Source organism: Gracilibacillus sp. JCM 18966 (assembly GCF_055392695.1).
In genome coordinates this window covers 3976938-3997150 of sequence record NZ_AP043883.1, presented here as the reverse complement: position 1 = coordinate 3997150, position 20213 = coordinate 3976938, and the positions used below count along the sequence as shown (strand labels likewise).

Below are 20213 nucleotides of genomic sequence, written 5' to 3'. Positions count from 1 at the left end.
TGCTAGAAATCTCTAGAGCAGTGAGGGATAAATTTTTGTTCTGAGGAAGGTATAAAAATATGATCCTATGGATAAGGGGAAGCGAATTGGGCCACGTCCAGCTCCAGCGCCCAGAAACTAGGCGACTTCCCGCACCGCCCTACGATAAGTCATCATCGGTTCGTAACCTCACCGTGATTCCTTTATCTCAGTTGGTTCGCTCCAGTCGCTACGTTTCTAAACGGTCGCTTGCGCTTTTGTTCGTCTATTGTACTGGATTAATGATTACATCATCGATATAAAAGGAATCATTTGGATTAGAGGTTTCGACGTAGAGCTTAATAGTGGTTATATCTGGATCTAAGACATAGTTCCCTTTTAATTCGAACCAATCATTGCGATTGGTATCTAATTCGTCGAGTGCTATATATTTCGTTCCTCCAAAATCAGTGACTTCCAATGTAAGCTTTACTTTACTCTCTGTTGCTGGTGGTTGCACAAAACGGAAATAGGTAGAAAACTCATATTCCTTACCTTTTACAACCATATTAGTAATATCCATAGTTGGTCCATGCCAGGAAGAAGTTCTGTTAGATGTTTTCAAACTATAGCTACCCGAATAAGCCTCAACATCTGTTACCTCAACCATTTCAGTACCTGCTCTTCCTGTCCAGTCTTCTGTTGTGCCATTCTCAAAATCCAAGACATGTTTTTTAAGTTCTATTGGCTTTTCTATTCCATCATTAAAGGTCAATTTGTCTATCGCAAAGAGCTTTTTACTGTTTTCTCCTTTAAACACGAGGTACATATCATGAATTCCATAGGCACCAGTGTCTGAATTCGTATCAATCATGGTCGATGTTGTTATCCAATCATTAGAGCCTTTTCCTGAAACAGTTATTTCTCCTACTAAATTGCCATGATAGGGATCATCTAATCTAACCTCGATCGTACCACCATTTATCGGATGGACTAAGGCATCCATTGATAAAATATGCTTCATGCCAGGCTGTCCATTAGCTGTGCCATCTGCAAAGTTTACATTGGTGTATTTGATATAATCTCCATTTCTAACATGCTCTATATAACCTTTTTTCTGGTTAGCAGGAGGCGCTATCATTTCCGGAGATTGTCCGTCATTTTCTTCTGCTTCATAGCTAGAGAATATATCCTTCAAATCGTCAAATGCTGGTAATTCAAATTCTTTCGGGATAAAGGTCGTCACACTTTCACTAGAAAGCTGAATCGTTACAGTTTTGCCGTTTCCTTTAACCTTCACAGTATCTAATTTTTTCAAGTTTTCATTTCCTGAAGTACGATAGGGAATAAGCTCTTTTGTATTTGGAAAATTATCAAGCTTTAATTCTAGTTGCTGCTCTGTTGGTTGGTTGTTCACAGCTACAATAGTAAAATTGTCTGTGGATGGATCTTTATATGCCGTAATTTGTACATCCTCAACAGGTGATTTATCGGATTCGATCATAATATAGCCTGGACGGATAAATCGACTATAATTTCCGAATGTATAATATCTTTTGAAAACCCTAAACATGCCATTAACCTCACCGTCATCGTCTGTGGTTAAACGAATTAAGTCGGATCCATCTGCATTATTCACGGCAACTGGCCACCACCAAAAATAGGCGCTAATTCCTGTTTTATGAAACATATCTCCGATTAGATTTGCATGTCGAAGGCCGTCCTTTATCGTATTAAATTCATAGGTTTGTAAGGCATCTCCTTGATTCATATATTCTGTTTGCCAAATAGTTTTTCCTTTTTCCTTTGATACAGGGAATGTTGGGACATCTGTTCCGATTCCATAGGCGTGTGCAGCAACCACATCTATGTATTTTTCAGTGATAGGATCATTTAATGCTGGTAAGGCATATTCTTCGGTAAAATTCATGTGTTCTGGCATTACGATTTTTGCAGGAACATTCCTTCGTTCAAAGGTAGGCCCGAGATAATCTCGAATAAAAATATGAAGCTCTTCAGGTGTCCATATCGCTCCAGAGTAATCTGGCCCATAATTCGGCTCATTGGCGATAGAAATATAAGAGATATCTAAATCAAAATGTTCCTTATAGCCAAATACATATTCCGCTAAATAGTTAGCAAAATCCTGATAATGCTCCTGTTTAAGCTTCCCGTTATTCGTACCGAGTACACTATTGTTCGTTTTCATCCAAGCGGGGGGACTCCAAACCGAGCTTAAAAAGGTGGAAACCCCTCTTTTTTTTGCTTCCTTCATAAACCAAATTTGATCTTTATCAAATGCCGTTTTTTTCTTTGACCAATCAGGTTGATCCCAAACAAATTTACCAGGTTCTGGTTCTATAGTAGAAGCCGCAACTCCGTCTCCGACAAGGTTTCGAACAATGGATAAACCTATTCCCTTTTCCTGTGAGAAGATCATATCTAATATTTTCGTTTTTTCTGGTTCTGGTAATTGCATAATATAAGAAGGCTTCTGAAAGGCACCAGATCCACCAAATCCGTCCACATATTGACGATGTTTATCCCACTTAATTACACTTGTAGCTGTTTTTGCTTTTACAGGCTCAACTAATGTTCGGTTAAGAAAAATGGTAATCGTGAATAAAAATAATATTAAAAAAAGAATTGGTTTCCTTTTCATAGATTTACACATCCTTCATCATTGATAATTTATAGTTAGCGCTTCCAATTAATTAGCGTATATCCTCCTTTTATTATTCTTGTATACCTAGTATGGCAGAAGTTGACTCCATTAATAGCAGTTAACGGAATAAAAATCAATAGTCTTATGATAAGAAAACACGCACAGCAAATTTTAAAATAAAATCTAACACTACTAGTTATTTTCAGATGGTGCATTATACAATAAAATATAACTATACATTCATGTGGGGTGAGAATCCAAGTGGAAAAAATGTTCTCTATCAATTATCGAATTACAGGTAATCCTGATTTACCTAAATTTCATTCACATGAGGATTTTGAGATTTTTATGTTTCACAAAGGGATTTGCAGATACCTGATAAACAATCAAATCTATGATTTACAGCCTGGTGATATTTTATTGATGGATGGTTTAGCATTGCATAGGCCAAATGTTCCGGATAATTGTGATTATGTTAGAAGTAATCTTCACTTTATTCCAGACTGGATTGAACCAGTTTTAGAATTAATGAAGGCTAAGGAATTATTAGATGTTTTTCGCTTTGATCACCATTATTTAATTCGAACATCGAATAAAGAGGTCCTTCGAGATATAGAAGCTATTTTTGAGAAAATGTACAAAGTCGAATATTCTTCGAGATTGATTGATTCAGAGAAAGAGTGGGAAATGAAATTTTTGCTTGGGGAGTTGCTCGTTCAGATTAATTCTTTGTATCGAAATACTTGTTTACAAGCAAAAAAGGAGCCTAGTAATAAAACAGAGCATGCAGAGAAAATTGCTTCTTATATTCAAGAGCATTTTACAAATAAAGTTATTATTTCAGAGATTGCAGTAGCCTTGAATTTGAATAAGTCATATGTTTCGCATGTTTTCAAAGAAATGACAGGCTACACCATCATGGAATACGTAATGGCCTGTCGCATACAGCAAGCAAAATATTTACTAGAAGCAGAGGAAACGAAGCAAGTTCAACAAATTGCCTATGAGAGCGGTTTTGAGAATGTGTCGCACTTTAGTCGATATTTCAAAGAAAAACTAGGGATAACGCCAAAAGAATACCGAAAAAAACGTTTAAGAATTTATCATAGTACGAATCATTTCTCTAGTTCCATATTGAAATAGTTGGTTGCTATTTGTATTGTTTTTATTTAGGAAAAAACGACGATTTCGAATATGAATGGAGGATGACAAAAGTGGTTTTTCAAAAGGTAGCTATAGTAGGTTGGAATCAAGAGGTAAATGCCTATATTTCATTTTTGAAGGATGGACTTATTGAAAATGTAGAGGTAATCGCTATCTATGATAAAGACAAATCGATGAAAAGGGTCGTAAACTATCATTACCCTGAAATTCCATTTTATCATGACTATAAAGAAATGATGAGAAAGGAAACGGTCGATGCAGTGTTAAGCTTCCATCCTTCTTTACTTCATACGAGATAAAGGAGAAGCCATAATGCGTAACTCATTATGGCCTCTCTTCATTTCCTTACAATTTAACGATACTTCCGGGCTTGCTCCATTCGATCCCTAGATCATTCGGTAAGCAAAACTGATCATAACATTCTGTCAATACTTCCTCTAAACCGTCTACGATCGTCAACTTTTGCTCTTCATCAACGGAAATCCAATTACTCGGAAATGTCGGTATATCTTTTACTGATTGATGCATACCATAAATGGCATGAACATGACTACTCGCTGCTTCTGGTCCACATAGTATATTATCATCATTAGTTAGTATTGCTTCAATCATAACGCCAAGTTTTGCAAGATGATTGTTTTCTGGATCTTGATAAGTCTTTTTCGTACCATCTTTAAACGTTGCCACAATGTCTGAGCTTTCTCCCTCTGGATGGTAAGTAATAATGGCATTTTCGAACTCTATCGAATATTTTGGCCGGTGGTTATTAGAAATAGCATGGGAAGCAAGATAAATGACCTCTACATTGTTCTTAGTTAATAGATGGACAGCACATGTATCAAATGTTTCGATCGAATTTGCTCTGTATAATTCAGCAGAAAGCTGATCAATCTCTGCACTCCGATCTATTGCATCTCCTGTTAAATAAAATAAATGATGAAGAAAATGTGCGGTAGCATTATTCGCCACACTATCAAAAATCATTTCCCCATTAGGACTGAATTTTTTACCAGCCCAGCTAGATCGGTTGAAATAATCAGCATTTCTAGGCCATAAAACGAGACTTTTCATTCTTATTGGTTTCCCAAATTCCCCAGTTAAAATATCTTCTTTCAATGCCTGGATGGTATTCGTGAAAGACCAATTAAATCCAATGGCTAGTTTTTTTCCGGTACGATCTCTTGTTTCGATCATTTCTTGAAGATGTTTTCGATTAGCAGTTGCCGGTTTTTCGCAAAGTACATGACTACCATTTTCCATAGCAATACATGATTGGTGCTTGTGTAAATGGATAGGTGTAGAGATAATAGCTAGATCTGCATTATGCTCCTGATAAAAGACTTCTAATGATTCAAAAACAGGGATATTTTGTTCTATTATTTCTTGATAGTAATTCGAATTTTCTGGAACTACATCAACCACGCCTTCTACGTATGCGTTTACATTTTGTGGATCTAATAAGGCCCGTAAATACATGTTCCCATAGCCACCTATACCTACGAGAACAACAGATACTTGTTTTGTCATAACAGAGTTCTCCTCACTTTTGCTTTTTTAAAAATTTCTGAAGTATAATAGCAATATATCATAAACTCATTTGGTTCGCAGTATTGAATCAAAAAATTAAACAGAAATGTCTGATAAATGGGGGAAGCTCATGCTACAAAAAATTAATCTTGAACCTTTCGGCATTCGATTATATGAAAGTAAACATAATAAAGGTGATAGAATTGAAAACCATCACCATGAAATCTATCAGCTTCTCTATTCATTAGAAGGAACGGGAGATATTATATTAAACGGAAAGCGTCATCGCTTTGAACAGGACCACCTTACCTTTATTACACCATTTACAAGTCATGCTATTATTTCGGACAAAAAATTAACGGTACTTGTTCTTGCCTTTGATCAGCGAATTAATGATGCTCAGGCAAATGCTAAACTTTTTCAAGAATCGTTAAATGAAACGAAATTTATCGGTTTAAACCCATTTGAAAGTAGTGAAATTCGTCAAATTTTAAGAACGATGCTGTATGAACAAGCAAATAAAACGAAGGAACAGGAATTGGCATTAAAAATCTATTTATCTCACTTGCTTTTATTATTAGCAAGAGGGGAAAAGAAAGCAGAGGTGTCAGATGCGAATGCATTAAGAGCAGAAAGATTAAAGGATTACATAGATTCTCATTATTACGAGTGGATTCACGCAGAGGACTTGGCAGCACGCTTAGGGATGAGTACTCGGCATATGAATACTATTTTTAAAGAAAGCTATCAAATGACCCCGATACAGTATTTAACAGAAGTGAGAACAGGACTAGCAAAAAAAATGCTCGCTGAAACAGATAAGGATATCGCCTCGATCTGCTTTGAGGTGGGCTTCGAATCCATCTCAACCTTTTATCGTACATTTAAAAATATAACCTCAATCACACCAAATAAATACCGAACTAATCAAAAAAATTATCATTTGTAAAAGATGACTTCCGATTTTAAGAAATTCGTTCTTAGATTAATAAGACGAATTTTTTTTATTGCGTTACACTAGGTGTATCAAAGAAAAAGGTAGGGATGAAAATGGCACAACATAAAATTGGTATTATTATGAATGGCGTAACAGGGCGAATGGGTACGAATCAGCATTTAATCCGTTCCATCGTTGCGATAAGAAAACAAGGTGGCGTGAAACTAAAGAACGAGGACACGCTCATGCCTGATCCAATTCTAGTAGGTCGTAATGAAAAGAAATTGAAAGCGTTAGCAGAAACATATGGAATCGATCGATATTCCACAGATTTAGATGCAGCACTTGCAGATGAATACAATGAGATTTACTTTGACTCCCAAACGACGGTCAGAAGAGCAGATAGTATTAAAAAGGCGATAGCAAAAGGGAAGCACATCTATTGTGAGAAGCCAACAGCTACAAATTTGGAAGGATCTATTGAGCTTGCAAAGCTTGCGAATGATGCCGGTGTTAAAAACGGTGTTGTTCAAGATAAACTGTTCTTACCAGGCTTATTAAAGCTAAAACGTCTCATTGACTCTGGCTTTTTCGGGAAAATTTTATCTGTAAGAATGGAATTTGGGTACTGGGTGTTTGAAGGCGACTGGCAGGAGGCACAGCGACCTTCATGGAACTATCGTAAAGAAGATGGTGGTGGAATCATTGTCGATATGTTTGCACACTGGCGTTATGTGATTGACAATTTATTTGGAAATATCAAGGCAGTTTCTTGTCTAGGTGCAACTCACATTCCTGAACGTGTTGATGAAAATGGAAATACGTACAAAGCAACTGCAGATGATGCAGCATACGGTACATTTGAACTTGATAATGGGGTGATCGTTCAAGCAAATTCTTCTTGGGCTGTTCGTGTGAACCGAGATGATTTATTAACAATACAAGTAGACGGAACAGAAGGAAGTGCAGTAGCTGGATTAAGAGATTGTAAAGTGCAGCATCGTGTAAATACCCCAAAACCAACATGGAATCCAGATATTGAAAATCCATTTGACTTCCAAGCACAGTGGCAGGAAGTACCAACAAATGATGTATTTGATAACGGTTTTAAGGTACAGTGGGAGCTATTTTTAAAGCATGTATTTGCAGATGAAGCATTTCCTTGGGATTTATTAGAAGGAGCAAAAGGTACTCAACTATCTGACCTTGGTTTGAAATCATGGGAAGAACGTCGTTGGATTGAAGTGCCAGAAATCAAACTGTAAGGAGGTATCTAGGATGGCAAAGCTAATTTTACCAAAATCAGATCGAACGCTTTACAGCTATAAGGCCAAAAATTATACACCTTTTGATATTCCACAAGATAAACCTTTTGAAAGTAGAACGGCTTTCTCAGCAGCACACGTCGTAGCAGATCCATTATCGCCAGCCGATCCAACTTTGAATGCTCAAATAGATTGGGATAAAACGATGGAATATCGCCATTACTTATGGTCGCTCGGACTATCTGTTGCTGAAGCAATGGATACTGCTCAGCGTGGAATGGGGTTAAGCTGGGACGGTGCGAAGGAATTAATTTCACGTTCGATTAAAGAAGCAAAGACAGTAGGTGGCAATATTGCTAGTGGTGTTGGTACAGATCATTTAGAACCAACACCTAGCGTGACATTAGACGATGTAGAAAAAGCTTATGAAGAGCAGGTGTCATTTGTAGAAGGTGAAGGCGGGAAAATAATATTGATGGCGAGTCGCGCATTAGCAGCATGTGCCACGGGTCCTGAAGATTATCAGAGAGTGTATAATAAGATTTTGCAAAATGTTAAAGAACCCGTTATTCTACACTGGCTTGGTGATATGTTTGATCCAGCATTAAAAGGCTATTGGGGGCACACAGATATCGACCAAGCAATGGAAGTGTGCTTGCAGATCATCAAGGATAATGAATCAAAAGTGGATGGGATTAAAATTTCATTACTTGATGCTCAAAAAGAGATCGATATGCGCCGTTTACTACCGAATAGTGTACGGATGTACACAGGAGATGACTTTAATTATCCTGAATTAATTAAAGGTGATGATCGAGGTTATAGTCATGCCCTTTTAGGGATATTTGATGCGATCGCACCAGCTGCAGCGGCAGCCATGCACGCAATAGACGCTGATGATTGGAAGACATATGATGCATTACTCGAAAAAACAGTTCCGCTATCTAGACATATTTTCGAGGCACCGACATTTTCCTATAAAACAGGTGTTGTATTTATGGCTTATCTAAATGGACATCAAGACCATTTTCGCATGATTGGTGGTAAGGAAGGTGCTCGTTCCATTGTCCATTTATCTGATTTATTCGTCATGGCAGATGAAGCAGGCCTATTACGTGACCCGGACTTAGCGACAATAAGAATGAAATGGACACTTGAGTTAGCAGGTATTGAACAGGAGGGTCGCTAATGGCAGAGGATAAATTAATGAGTCGTCTTAGTTTAAACCAAATCACAATAGACCAATGGAGCCTGCAGGAAGCAGTGGAAGGCTGCCTCCGTCATGAAGTACCTTGGATATCAGTATGGCGCCATAAAATAAAAGAAATCGGCCTGAAGCAAAGTAAAAGATTGATCACAGATGCCGGTTTAGATGTTTCTAGTGTTTGTCGTGGCGGCATGTTTCCTGCTGCTACAGCAAAGGAACGGGCCGAACGGATAGATGATAATAAACGAGCCATCGAAGAAGCGGCTGAGCTTGGCACAGATACATTAGTGCTTGTCTGTGGACCAAGTGCAGACCGAGATATTGACACAGCACGTAAACAAGTGGAAGAAGGAATTGACCAATTAGTACCATATGCAAAGGATTATGGGGTGAAGCTTGCGATTGAGCCTTTACATCCAATGTTTGCAGCAGATCGTTCTGTCATTAACACAATGGATCAAGCCTCCACGATAGCAGAGAAGTATCACCCGGATGAAGTTGGAGTAATTGTTGATGTTTACCATGTGTGGTGGGATCCAAATTTGTATCAAGAAATCAATCGTGCAAAAGGTAGAATCCTAGGTTTTCATGTATCCGATTGGAAGGTACCAATGGCAGATATGTTCAAAGGCCGTGCCATGATGGGAGAAGGTGTAATAGAAATCAATCGTATGAGAAAAGCAGTAGAGGAAGCAGGATATCATGGACCAATTGAAGTGGAAATTATTAACCAATCGCTTTGGGATCGTGATGGAAATGATGTATTACAAGAAGTCAAACAAAGCTTTGCTAAGCACGTTTAGCAGATAAGGATGGGAGTTAGCAGAGTGTATTTCTAAAAAGAGATACACTCTAATTTTTTGTTCAGGTTGGATTTATAGGGAGGATAAAGTACAAATTGGAAGGAGCATGGTAGTGAAATGGCGTTTATAAGCAGGATAAAGTACAAATTGTAGGAGCTTAGTCGTGAAATGGTGTTTATAAGGTGGATATAGTTCGATTTGGCAGGAGCTGGTACGTGAAATAGAATTTATAATTATGTCTCGATGGTGTTGAAGTTATTTTTAGAATAATATAGCCCAAAAATGTGATATATCAACTAGATGCGTTTACATTTCGACAAAATAATGATAGGTTAAATACAAGAAAAAAGTACCAAATGGAGGAGAGAAAGCTGAAATTTAATCAAGATTCCCTTGCACTGTATGTAACCATTGCAGTTGGTATGACGTTATTAATTGGAGTTGGATGGATCGGAAAAAGCTATCTTGATGGGAAAACGGTATTTAATAATTCGACAATCAAAGAGAAAATATCAAACTCTCATACATACAATATAGCAAGCAGTAGTTTTCTTAGTCCTATGGGAATTAATGATGACTTATTTAGTGAGGAAAAAGTAGAAACGAAAACACCAGATGATGAACTAGAAAATGAAACTGCAGTGTTCGAAGAGAAAATTGGAAATGAGGAAGAAGAGCAATATTACTATCCAACCAATGAGCAAAAGTCAACATGGAATTATCAACCAACACCAGAAGCATCATACAATAGCTACCCATCAGAAAAAGACAATGATCCGGAATCTAATTCAACAGATAGCTTTGATGAAAAGACTGTACAATCATCTCCAGAAAATTCGTCGAGTGATAGCACTGATAAAGAGGAAGAAGATGGGAAAGAAGATATTCCTACAGAAGATTTAGATGATTCAACTAATCCCACCGAGCAAGAGCCCGAAGAATCACCTAACGAAAACCCAGATAATCCAGAAAATCCAGAAGATCCAAACCAAGGAACCGAAGACCCTCAAATTCCCGAAGATCAAGATCCTAAAAAAGAACCTAAAAATAATAAACAAACTAACCATAAAAAATCAAATGGCTCAGATCAATAAGAAGACGATAGAAACCAGTTGGGTTTCTACCGTCTTAAGGATTATCACTTGTTCTCATCATCCAACTTCAACCGAGCAATTTCCTCCCTAATCAATGATAAAACATATTCCTTATCCTCAGGATTATTCTCAAAATCTAGATTATCTACATTGATTTTTAAGACAGGGGATGCCTCGTATTCCTCGAAATATTGGCGGTATTCTTTGTTTAATCTTTCCCAATAGGCAATTTCCGTGTCTAGTTCATAGCTTCTGCCACGGTTTGTAATGCGGCGAACGGCTTCCTCTGTAGAGGCCTCTAGATAGATCATTAAAGCGGGGGCTTGACAATGTTCAATCATATTAGCAAATAAGTCCTTATAAATGCCAAACTCTTCATTAGACATTTCTCCAGCATCGTTTAGCATTTTGGCAAAGATCACATCACCATAAATAGATCGATCTAATACAGCCTTCTCGATTTTACTTGCATTTTTAATATGCTTAAACCGTTCATTTAAGAAAAATACTTGTAAAGGAAAACTGTATCGTTCTCTATCATAATAAAATCGATCTAAAATTGGATTGTTAACTACTGGCTCTTGAAAAGGGGTATATCCCATTTCTTCTACCATAATGTTCATTAAAGTACTTTTGCCAACACCGACAACACCATCTATTGTTATCATTTTCCATTCATCTCCTTTAGATTTCCCGATCCTTTTTAAGCAATGATAATAAAATCCACGCATCTCTACATCACTTCCTTTAATTAAGCTATATAAAACAGTCCATAAAAGAGCTGACCCATATAGAAGGTTTCTAAAAAACAACCGAACTTTCAAATTAAACAAGCATTATTAAATATATCATTTTAAGTAGTATAATCCTAGCACTATATTTCATGATAGTTGAAACATTTCTGAGCCTGATGTCACAAGTTAGACAAAACTTTATGGCATTATTGTGAATAAATTCACAATATAATCAAAAAATAGCCAATACATGTTATTATATAAGTGTAATAAATCAAATCAATAAAAACCAACATGTGAAATGTTGAACAAATTGAAGGAGTGATTTATATGTTTGTAGAATGGTTAAGAAAAAATGGAGTTGTTGCAGGTCTACTAGCTATTATTCGTATTTATTTAGGTTACCAATGGCTCACCGCTGGATGGGGAAAATTAACAGGTGGATTTGATGCTGGAGGATTCATTCAAGGAGCTATTGAAAAGTCAAGTGGTGATCATCCTGCTGTTCAAGGCTGGTGGGCAAGCTTTCTAGAGCATGTTGCATTACCAGGAGCAGATATATTCACATTTCTCGTTATGTGGGGAGAGATTCTAGTAGGAATTGCATTAATTCTAGGTGTATTTACAAATTTTGCAGCATTAATGGGAATATGTATGAACTTTGCTTTCTTATTTAGTGGAACAGTTAGCACAAATGCTCAAATGGTTTTGTTAACCGTATTTATTTTAGTAGCTGGCTATAATGCAGGTAAATTTGGCTTAGATCGCTATGTAATCCCATTTATGAAAAAACAGCTTTTTCATAAAAAAGAAACAGCAGGTGAAGTAATAGAAGCACATTAAAGTAAAAAAAAACTCTGTTCGGTACTGCACCCCTAAAGTTAGAGTGAAAAAATCTAATTTTAGGGGTGCAGTACCTTCATGCAGGGTTTTTTTTTTGCACAAAAAAAGACACCCTTACTAAACCAGCAAGGGTGCAAAGGGGGACAATCTATTTTGAATCAAAATACTGTACATGTAGTTATCCAACACAAAAGTGATTGGATAAACAGTATATGTACACAACAACTATTATTGTAACCGTTTCCAGTATATAAAATTTAGGAAGCGATTACAATAGGTCTTTTGGATTATTTTTAAAGAAATTTATGTAAATAATAAAATGGGGGTGAAAGGAATATGTTATACAAAGCGTTCATTCTTATCATCAAGGAGTGATTACATGCGTCGTAACAGATTTCCCATAAAAGCCATTATTGCACTTATATTCGCGATTGCATGCATTGTTTTTCTATATTTATGGATAAGTTCGTGGTTTTCACCTGAAAGGAAAGCAGAAAATGTGTTAAAAAGCTTTTATGAGTATGAACAGAATGGACAGTTTGCTAGCTCATGGGAATTATTTCATTCCGAGATGCAAAATAAATGGGACAAAAGTGAATACATCCAAGACCGTGCTCATGTATTCATTAATCATTTTGGTGTGGATACCTTTGAATTTGAGTATACAGAACCGGTAAAATTGGATACATGGAAAATGAGTGATCAATCTCCTAGTCTTTCCAATGTATATCAATTTACTGTTATTCTGGGATATGAAAGTAAATACGGTTATTTAGAGATACAACAGCCTGTCTATATAACAGAGGAAAAGGAAAATTGGGTTATTCTATGGGATTATAATTAGTAAACTTAAGCATAAAATTATATTTCTAAAGGAAAATATAAACAACATAGTTGAATTCAGTTATAAAGACAAGTATAATATATAACTACCATACTAGTATAAAGAGGTGTCGTTATGCCAATCCAAAATCAAAGAACGAGAGGCTCTTCACGTGATTATGTGTACCAGGTAATCAAAGAACAAATCATGAATGGAGAGATTGCACCGGGCACGAAATTATCTGAAAAAGAAATATCAGATAAATTAAATGTCAGTCGAACTCCAGTTAGAGAAGCATTTTTGCAGTTGAACCAAGAGGAACTACTAGGTGTATTTCCACAAATAGGCACAATTGTGACAAAAATTGACCTTCAATTAGTAGAAGAAGGAAGGTTTGTTCGAGAGCATATTGAAAAAGCGATTGTACGTGAAGCAGCTTTAAAAATGGAGAAGGAGGACTTACTACAATTAGAAACAAACTTAACCCTTCAGGAATTCTCATTAGAGAAAGGCTCGTTTCAGCGTCTGTTTGAGTTAGATGATGAATTTCACCGTTTGCTTTACAAAGGGTGTGGTAAGCATCGAACCTGGGAAATGGTCAAGCGCATGAATATTCAATTTGATCGATTGCGATTATTGAGACTTGCTGTTAATCATGAATGGGACATCATTGTCTCCCAACATCGAGAAATATTTGAAGCAGTCTCCAATCAAAATCCTGACTTAGCCGAAAAAGCAACAGCTGTTCATTTACAATTAGTTGATATTGAGAAAGATGCTTTAAAGAAAGAAAATCCAAGTTTTTTTTGCTTAAATATAGAGGAAGAGGTGCGTATTGATGAAGGAAAAAATGTATCACATGTGGCTCCAATATAACTCTATCGATGGTCCAGATCTTCAAGCATATCAAAAATTATTTGAGGAAGTAGCCTTAATGGGATCTTCCTCCATTATGGAAGTAATAAAAGAAGAATTAAATATTGCGATAAAAAATATGTTACATATCTCACCAAAGATTACAACAAATCAAAAGGCTAAAATTGTAATCGGTAACATAAATCAATTAAACGAGTTATTGGAGAATAAAAAGAAGCAAGAGATAGAGTCAATGAGCAATGAGGGTTATCTCCTTTATTTTTTTGAAGAACAGCTATATGTCGTTGGAAAAACTGATCAAGCTGTATTATATGGGACATTCCATTTACTTAGATTAATACAGCTAAGGCAAACATTAAACACACTTAATATTTCTGAACAACCTACAAATCAGCTTCGAATGTTAAACCAGTGGGATAATTTAGACGGAAGTATTGAAAGAGGGTATTCAGGGAATTCGATTTTCTATGAAGCTGGTAAAATAGTACGAGATAAATCACGATTGAAGGATTATGCTAGATTTTTGGCGTCTATTGGTATTAATGCCATTTCTATAAATAATGTAAATGTATGGGAAGAAGAAACGTTTTTTATCACCGAAAAATATTTACCAGAGATAAAGGAAATTTCGGATATATTCCATTCCTATGGGGTCCAGCTTTTCTTAAGTATTAATTTTGCCAGCCCTATAGCCATTGATCATTTAGAAACAGCCGATCCGCTACAGCCAGAAGTAATGCAGTGGTGGAGCAATAAGGTAAAGGAGATCTATGACTATATTCCAACTTTTGGTGGATTTGTCGTAAAGGCAGATTCGGAGCACCGACCTGGGCCATTTACTTATGACAGGGACCATGCCGATGGTGCCAACATGCTTGCAGAGGCACTTGCACCTTATGATGGAAAAGTAATCTGGCGTTGTTTCGTATATAATTGTGTCCAGGATTGGCGCGATCGTAATACGGATCGAGCGCGAGCCGCTTATGATCATTTTAAACCATTAGATGGAAGGTTTCATCCGAATGTTATATTACAAATCAAAAATGGACCTATGGATTTTCAAGTTCGTGAACCTGTCTCTCCATTAATCGGGGCAATGGAAAAAACGAATCAAATGATTGAATTTCAAGTTGCCCAAGAATATACAGGCCAACAAAAAGATCTATGTTATTTAATTCCACAATGGAAGGAAGTTCTTGAATTTGATACACATATAAAAGGAGTAGGAACAACGATAGAGAAGATTGTTGCTGGGAATATTCATCCATATCGCTACAGTGGTATTGCTGCAGTTTCTAATATTGGAAATGATCAGAATTGGACAGGGCACACATTAGCTCAGGCAAATCTGTATGGTTATGGAAGGCTAACTTGGAATCCCTCTTTAGGCTCTGAAGAAATAGCAAAAGAATGGATTATTCAAACATTTGGAAAGAACGCTAACTTGGAATCCGTGATTTTAGAGATGCTGTTAGAATCGTGGGAAATTTATGAAAATTATACGGCGCCTCTCGGGGTAGGCTGGATGGTAACTCCAGGCATTCATTATGGCCCTAATATTGATGGCTATGAGTATTCTAGATGGGGAACCTATCATTTTGCTGATCGTGATGGGATTGGTGTGGATCGAACAAAGGAAACGGGAACCGGTTATACAGAGCAATACGCAGAACCAAACAAATCGGTTTATAATTCACCTACTACATGTCCTGATGATTTGCTTTTATTTTTTCACCACGTACCATACAAGTATACGTTAAAAAATGGTAAAACAGTCATTCAGCATATATATGATACTCATTTCAAAGGGCTAGAACAAGTGAAAGAGTTAAAAAAGAAATGGAACTCATTAGAAAGTGAAATAGATGATGCTAGATTTGAAAATGTACGAGAAAGACTAGCTTTACAAGAGGATAATGCCCGTGAATGGTGTGATCAGATTAACACTTACTTTTACCGTAAATCGGGAATCCAGGATCAGCATCAACGAACGATTTACTAATAATAGGGGGATTTAGACATGAGGATGGTGTTTCGTTGGTTTGGTGAAGGAAATGATAGTGTAAAGCTCTCTCAAATTAAACAAATACCTGGTGTGGAAGGACTAGTATGGGCATTACATGATCTACCAGCAGGTGAGGTATGGCCTTTGGAGCGTGTGCAAGCAATGAAACGTCAGGCGGATCAATTTGGCTTTCATATAGATGTAGTAGAAAGTGTCAATATACATGAATCTATTAAGCTTGGTAGCGATGACAGAGATTATTATATTGAAAATTATATAAAAACTATTCAACACCTTGCTACAGTTGGTGTTAAGGTGATTTGTTATAATTTTATGCCTGTATTTGATTGGATAAGAACCGATTTATTTGGATTATTACCTGATCAATCAACGGCATTGTTTTATGAAAGTGATAAGGTTCGCGATATGGATCCGCTTGAGCTTGTCCAAAAAATTGCCGCTAATCCAGATTATACGATGCCAGGCTGGGAGCCAGAACGGTTAGAAACATTGAAGGGACTATTTACTGCATATCAAAATGTAACGAATCAGGACTTAATGCATCACTTAAAATATTTTTTAGAGAAAGTAATTCCTGTTTGCGAGGAATATGATATTAAATTAGCCATTCATCCAGATGATCCACCTTGGGAGATCTTTACTTTACCAAGGATTGTAACAACTCAACATCAATTGAAAGAGATTACTCAGCTAGTAGATAGTCCTTATAATGGGATAACGTTGTGTAGTGGAGCATTAGGTGTTTTAAAGGAAAATAATATCGTAACAATGATCTACGACTTACGAGACCGAATTCATTTTGCTCATATAAGGAATGTCCAGCTATTTGATAATGGGGATTTTATCGAAACATCTCATCGAACAATGGATGGCTCTTTACCTATTGATCAAATCGTTCAGGCTTATCATGAAATTGGTTATACAGGATATGTCCGACCAGATCATGGTAGACATATATGGAATGAGGATTGTCGCCCAGGATATGGTCTCTATGATCGTGCATTAGGTATTATGTATTTGTGGGGATTATGGGATGCATATCAGCAAATACGAGGAAAGGATGAGGTTGATGTTACCAATTCACTTCAATTTAAAAGGTAAGGTAGCAGTAGTAACAGGTGGTGGGGGAGTACTTTGTGGTGCTATGGCTATAGAGCTCGCTCGTCAAGGAATGAAGGTGGCAATATTAAATCGTACGGCTGAGAAAGCAGAGAAAGTTGCAGCTGAGATAAGACAGGCAGGTGGCGAAGCACTTGCGGTTGCTTGTGATGTACTAGATAGAGATGCGGTTGTCGCTTGCGAAGAAAATATTTTTCAGACATATGGGGCTTGTGATGTTTTAATAAATGGAGCGGGCGGTAATCATCCGAATGGAACAACCGAAAAGGAGAATTTTAAAGCAGTAGATTTAGATGATGAAACAATCCGAACATTTTTTGATATGACAACAGAAGGATTCTCCTCTGTATTTAATCTGAATTTTATTGGCTCACTTATCCCTACGCAAATCTTTGCGAAACGAATGGTTAACAGAAAAACTACTGTTATCAATATTTCCTCGATGAGTGCTCCAAGTCCAATGACAAAAGTACCTGCTTACAGTGCAGCAAAGGCAGCGATCAATAATTTTACACAATGGTTAGCCGTACATATGGCTGAGGCAAATGTACGTGTTAATGCTATAGCACCAGGCTTTTTCTTAACAGATCAAAATCGACCATTGTTAACAAATGAAGATGGCTCTCCTACACCGCGGATGGAGAAGATTGTGGATCATACACCAATGAAACGATTAGGTGCTCCTGAAGACTTATTAGGTACATTATTATGGTTAGTCGATGATGAAGCAAGTGGCTTTGTAACAGGCACTTGCATTCCAGTTGATGGTGGCTTTATGGCATATAGTGGTGTGTAATAATTAGAGGCATTTGGATACGCAATATGATAAAACATTAACCAGAACCTTATCTAAATGATACTGATAAGGTTCTGGTTATGCATCGATAAAACTACTTTTATTCCAGCTCCATTAGGTGAGCTGGTCTTAAAATAGCTCCCATTTTATCTTCCTAGCTTCTTGAAAACGATCGTTCACATTATCCCAGTTAACGACATTCCACCAATTGTCAATATAGCCTGCTTTATCTGTTTCATACTGTAAATAGTAAGCATGCTCCCAAACATCAAGTACTAATAATGGGATCGTGTCTGGTAACTGGAACCATTGATGTTTTTCAAAGGATTGGACAGCAAGTCTTCCACTTCTTGGCTCCCATAGTAAAACAGCCCAGCCATCTCCTTCGACTGAGTTTGCTGTTTCGGTAAAAAGCTTTTTAAATGCTTGCCATGATCCAAAGTCTTTTTCTATTTGGTTTAATATTTCCCCTGATGGTCTTTTCGTTGAATTAGGTGTCATGTTAAACCAAAAAATGGTATGCAAGAAATGTCCTGAGCCATGAAATGCTTGCTCCCTTAACCAATGCTTTAATGGTTTCTCTCCTTTTTTGCCAGTATATAATGCTTTTTCTGCTTTGTTTAAGCCATCAACATATGCTTGGTGATGCTTCGTATGATGCAATCGCATGATCCTTTCACTAATGTAAGGCTCTAAGGCGTTATATGCATAGGGTAGAGGAGGTAATTGATGCTGCCCATAAGGAACACTATTTTGTGTATAGCGATAGGCATCTCGTTGCTCAATTCCAAGTAAAATTTGTTGTCCTTCCTCTCTTAATGCTGTGATCTCCCTATCATGCTCTACTTTTTCTGATTGTAATTGTTCATAAATTTTACTTTGCCAGTTGTCCAGTTGCTCCATCCATTTAGTTCGATCTTCTTCTGATATACTTGTTTGCTCTAAGGCCTGCTTTACATCATTTCCCCATGCTATCAAGCTTTCAAGATACTGCTTGTATTCTAATTCCATGTTATCACCCCATGTAACATATGCAAAAAGAGCCTAACAGGTGTTTTACCGTAACGAAAAATAAACGCAAAAGGAGACGAACTTATCCAAACAGTTAAGTGTAGGGTAAGCCGACTCCCATTTCTTACTCACTGATTAACTCATGAACATTTGTATGGAAGAATTCTTCCACGATAAATGCTACCATTCCAAGTACAGTAGAGTGTTTTTTTAATTTAGCTACATTGATTTGTACATCATTCTTATTAAAACCGATCGCATTTCTTTCGATTCTTTTTTCTATTGCTGGAAGAATATAGCGTTCTGCTATACTAACGGTGTTTCCAATCACCACCTGTTCTGGGTTAAAGATATGTATGATATTAGTAATACCAACACCTAAATAGTCGCCCAAATCTTCAAATAACTGTAAAGCCTTTTCTTCGCCATTCTGGGCAGCTTCCATTAATTGATCGAGAGTTACATTCTTATATCCTAATGCTTCTGCCTGATCTAATAGTGCTTGTTCAGAGGCATATAATTCCCAGCAGCCTTTATTTCCACATCTACATGGATCTTCGTCCATTTTGATTGTCATATGACCTAACTCACCGGAAAAGCCTCGCAGCCCTTTATAAAGTTTACCGTCTAATATGAGGCCGACTCCAATCCCAATACTAATACTGGTATAAACAATTTCTTGAGATTTTTGACCAATTCCATAAACTTTTTCACCATAAGCACCAGCATTAGCTTCGTTTTCTACGGTAATGGGTATTTGATATTTATTATGTAATAATTGTTGTAAAGGAACCTTCTTCCATCCTAAATTAGGAGCAAGTAATATTTCTCCTTCATTTGTCACAACACCTGGAACGCCAACTCCAATCCCGACAACTCCATATTCTGATGGTGGGGCGGCATTGTTAAGATGATCAATTAATTCATATAATAATGGAAGTACTTCCTCATATTTATTATCGGAGAACTTGACACGCTTCTCTGCTACAATATGCCCCCCGTAGGTCAGTTAGTACCCCAAGCATACTCTTGACCCCTAAATCTACCGCGATGGTAAAACCAGCTGTTTCATTTAATAAAAGCATAACAGGTCTTCTTCCACCACTAGACTCACCAGTACCAGATTCATTTATTAACTTCTCGTCTATTAACTCCCCGACGAGAGAGGAGACGGTTCCTTTATTAAGGCCAGTTATTTGTGCAATCGAAGCCCTAGAGATAGGTGCCTTTTCTTTAATTGTTTCAAGAACTAATGATTTATTCTCTTTTTTGACTACATGTTGATTCCACGTTTGACTCAATACATTCACTCACTCTCTTAGCGATTACGTTTAACACTATTTTAGCATACTAGAAAAAATAATT

Annotated in this window: 19 protein-coding genes; 13 read left to right on the top strand and 6 right to left on the bottom strand. The window is 37.0% G+C overall.

Annotated features, from left to right (window positions below; translation table 11 throughout):
- Positions 1-244: 244 nt before the first annotated feature.
- A complete protein-coding gene (locus tag ACZ5N5_RS19460; protein WP_464372955.1) occupies positions 245-2620 on the bottom strand; it encodes a carbohydrate binding domain-containing protein in 2376 nt (791 codons plus the stop codon).
- A 273-nt stretch (positions 2621-2893) separates the two neighbouring features.
- On the opposite strand from ACZ5N5_RS19460, the gene ACZ5N5_RS19455 reads away from it, so the two are divergent.
- A complete protein-coding gene (locus ACZ5N5_RS19455; protein WP_245902282.1) occupies positions 2894-3766 on the top strand; it encodes an AraC family transcriptional regulator in 873 nt (290 codons plus the stop codon).
- Between the two features lie 62 nt (positions 3767-3828).
- Positions 3829-4086 (top strand): hypothetical protein, encoded by a 258-nt coding sequence (locus tag ACZ5N5_RS19450; RefSeq protein WP_054787147.1) that lies wholly within the window; start codon positions 3829-3831, stop codon positions 4084-4086.
- 46 nt (positions 4087-4132) lie between these two features.
- Here the strand turns inward: ACZ5N5_RS19450 and ACZ5N5_RS19445 are convergent, their stop codons facing one another.
- Complete coding sequence (locus ACZ5N5_RS19445; protein ID WP_464372954.1) at positions 4133-5314, bottom strand: Gfo/Idh/MocA family protein; 1182 nt, start codon at positions 5312-5314, stop codon at positions 4133-4135.
- 130 nt (positions 5315-5444) lie between these two features.
- Between ACZ5N5_RS19445 and ACZ5N5_RS19440 the strand changes: the two genes are divergently transcribed.
- The 5 genes from ACZ5N5_RS19440 (at position 5445) to ACZ5N5_RS19420 (ending at position 10620) form a co-directional block, all read left to right on the top strand.
- Positions 5445-6263 carry a helix-turn-helix domain-containing protein gene (locus ACZ5N5_RS19440; protein WP_277678461.1) on the top strand — a complete coding sequence of 273 codons (819 nt, stop codon included), beginning with the start codon at positions 5445-5447 and terminating at the stop codon, positions 6261-6263.
- A 101-nt stretch (positions 6264-6364) separates the two neighbouring features.
- Entirely contained in the window at positions 6365-7516 is a 1152-nt protein-coding gene (locus ACZ5N5_RS19435; protein ID WP_054787146.1) for a Gfo/Idh/MocA family protein, read from the top strand.
- 13 nt (positions 7517-7529) lie between these two features.
- Positions 7530-8705 (top strand): dihydrodipicolinate synthase family protein, encoded by a 1176-nt coding sequence (locus ACZ5N5_RS19430; protein WP_054787145.1) that lies wholly within the window; start codon positions 7530-7532, stop codon positions 8703-8705.
- Positions 8705-9526 (top strand): TIM barrel protein, encoded by an 822-nt coding sequence (locus ACZ5N5_RS19425; protein WP_054787144.1) that lies wholly within the window; start codon positions 8705-8707, stop codon positions 9524-9526. Before ACZ5N5_RS19430 ends, ACZ5N5_RS19425 begins: the two co-directional genes overlap by 1 nt.
- Before the next feature lie 284 nt (positions 9527-9810).
- On the top strand, positions 9811-10620 hold the full coding sequence (locus tag ACZ5N5_RS19420) for a hypothetical protein (RefSeq protein WP_464372953.1): 810 nt from the start codon (positions 9811-9813) through the stop codon (positions 10618-10620).
- Positions 10621-10664: 44 nt separating this feature from the next.
- Here the strand turns inward: ACZ5N5_RS19420 and ACZ5N5_RS19415 are convergent, their stop codons facing one another.
- Complete coding sequence (locus ACZ5N5_RS19415) at positions 10665-11288, bottom strand: deoxynucleoside kinase (RefSeq protein ID WP_109983854.1); 624 nt, start codon at positions 11286-11288, stop codon at positions 10665-10667.
- Between the two features lie 396 nt (positions 11289-11684).
- Here ACZ5N5_RS19415 and ACZ5N5_RS19410 point away from each other — a divergent pair, with 396 nt between their 5' ends.
- The 6 genes from ACZ5N5_RS19410 (at position 11685) to ACZ5N5_RS19385 (ending at position 17837) form a co-directional block, all read left to right on the top strand.
- A complete protein-coding gene (locus ACZ5N5_RS19410) occupies positions 11685-12197 on the top strand; it encodes a DoxX family protein (protein WP_109983628.1) in 513 nt (170 codons plus the stop codon).
- Positions 12198-12576: 379 nt separating this feature from the next.
- Complete coding sequence (locus tag ACZ5N5_RS19405; protein ID WP_054787140.1) at positions 12577-13041, top strand: hypothetical protein; 465 nt, start codon at positions 12577-12579, stop codon at positions 13039-13041.
- Between the two features lie 114 nt (positions 13042-13155).
- Positions 13156-13896, top strand: a complete 741-nt coding sequence (locus tag ACZ5N5_RS19400; RefSeq protein WP_464372952.1) for a GntR family transcriptional regulator — start codon at positions 13156-13158, stop codon at positions 13894-13896.
- On the top strand, positions 13859-15898 hold the full coding sequence (locus ACZ5N5_RS19395; RefSeq protein WP_464372951.1) for an alpha-glucuronidase family glycosyl hydrolase: 2040 nt from the start codon (positions 13859-13861) through the stop codon (positions 15896-15898). Before ACZ5N5_RS19400 ends, ACZ5N5_RS19395 begins: the two co-directional genes overlap by 38 nt.
- 18 nt (positions 15899-15916) lie before the next feature.
- Positions 15917-17023, top strand: a complete 1107-nt coding sequence (uxuA, locus tag ACZ5N5_RS19390; RefSeq protein ID WP_464372950.1) for a mannonate dehydratase — start codon at positions 15917-15919, stop codon at positions 17021-17023.
- Positions 16992-17837, top strand: a complete 846-nt coding sequence (locus ACZ5N5_RS19385) for an SDR family oxidoreductase (protein WP_054787139.1) — start codon at positions 16992-16994, stop codon at positions 17835-17837. The genes uxuA and ACZ5N5_RS19385 overlap by 32 nt, the downstream gene beginning before the upstream one ends.
- Before the next feature lie 129 nt (positions 17838-17966).
- Here ACZ5N5_RS19385 and ACZ5N5_RS19380 read toward each other — a convergent pair whose 3' ends face one another.
- From ACZ5N5_RS19380 to ACZ5N5_RS19370, 3 genes are all read right to left on the bottom strand, one after another.
- The gene (locus ACZ5N5_RS19380; protein ID WP_109983623.1) at positions 17967-18848 is read right to left on the bottom strand and encodes a superoxide dismutase; all 882 of its coding nucleotides are present in this window, start codon (positions 18846-18848) and stop codon (positions 17967-17969) included.
- A 124-nt stretch (positions 18849-18972) separates the two neighbouring features.
- Entirely contained in the window at positions 18973-19839 is an 867-nt protein-coding gene (locus tag ACZ5N5_RS19375; protein ID WP_464373800.1) for an ROK family protein, read from the bottom strand.
- The gene (locus tag ACZ5N5_RS19370; RefSeq protein WP_464372949.1) at positions 19805-20149 is read right to left on the bottom strand and encodes a winged helix-turn-helix transcriptional regulator; all 345 of its coding nucleotides are present in this window, start codon (positions 20147-20149) and stop codon (positions 19805-19807) included. The genes ACZ5N5_RS19375 and ACZ5N5_RS19370 overlap by 35 nt, the downstream gene beginning before the upstream one ends.
- Positions 20150-20213 lie beyond the last annotated feature (64 nt).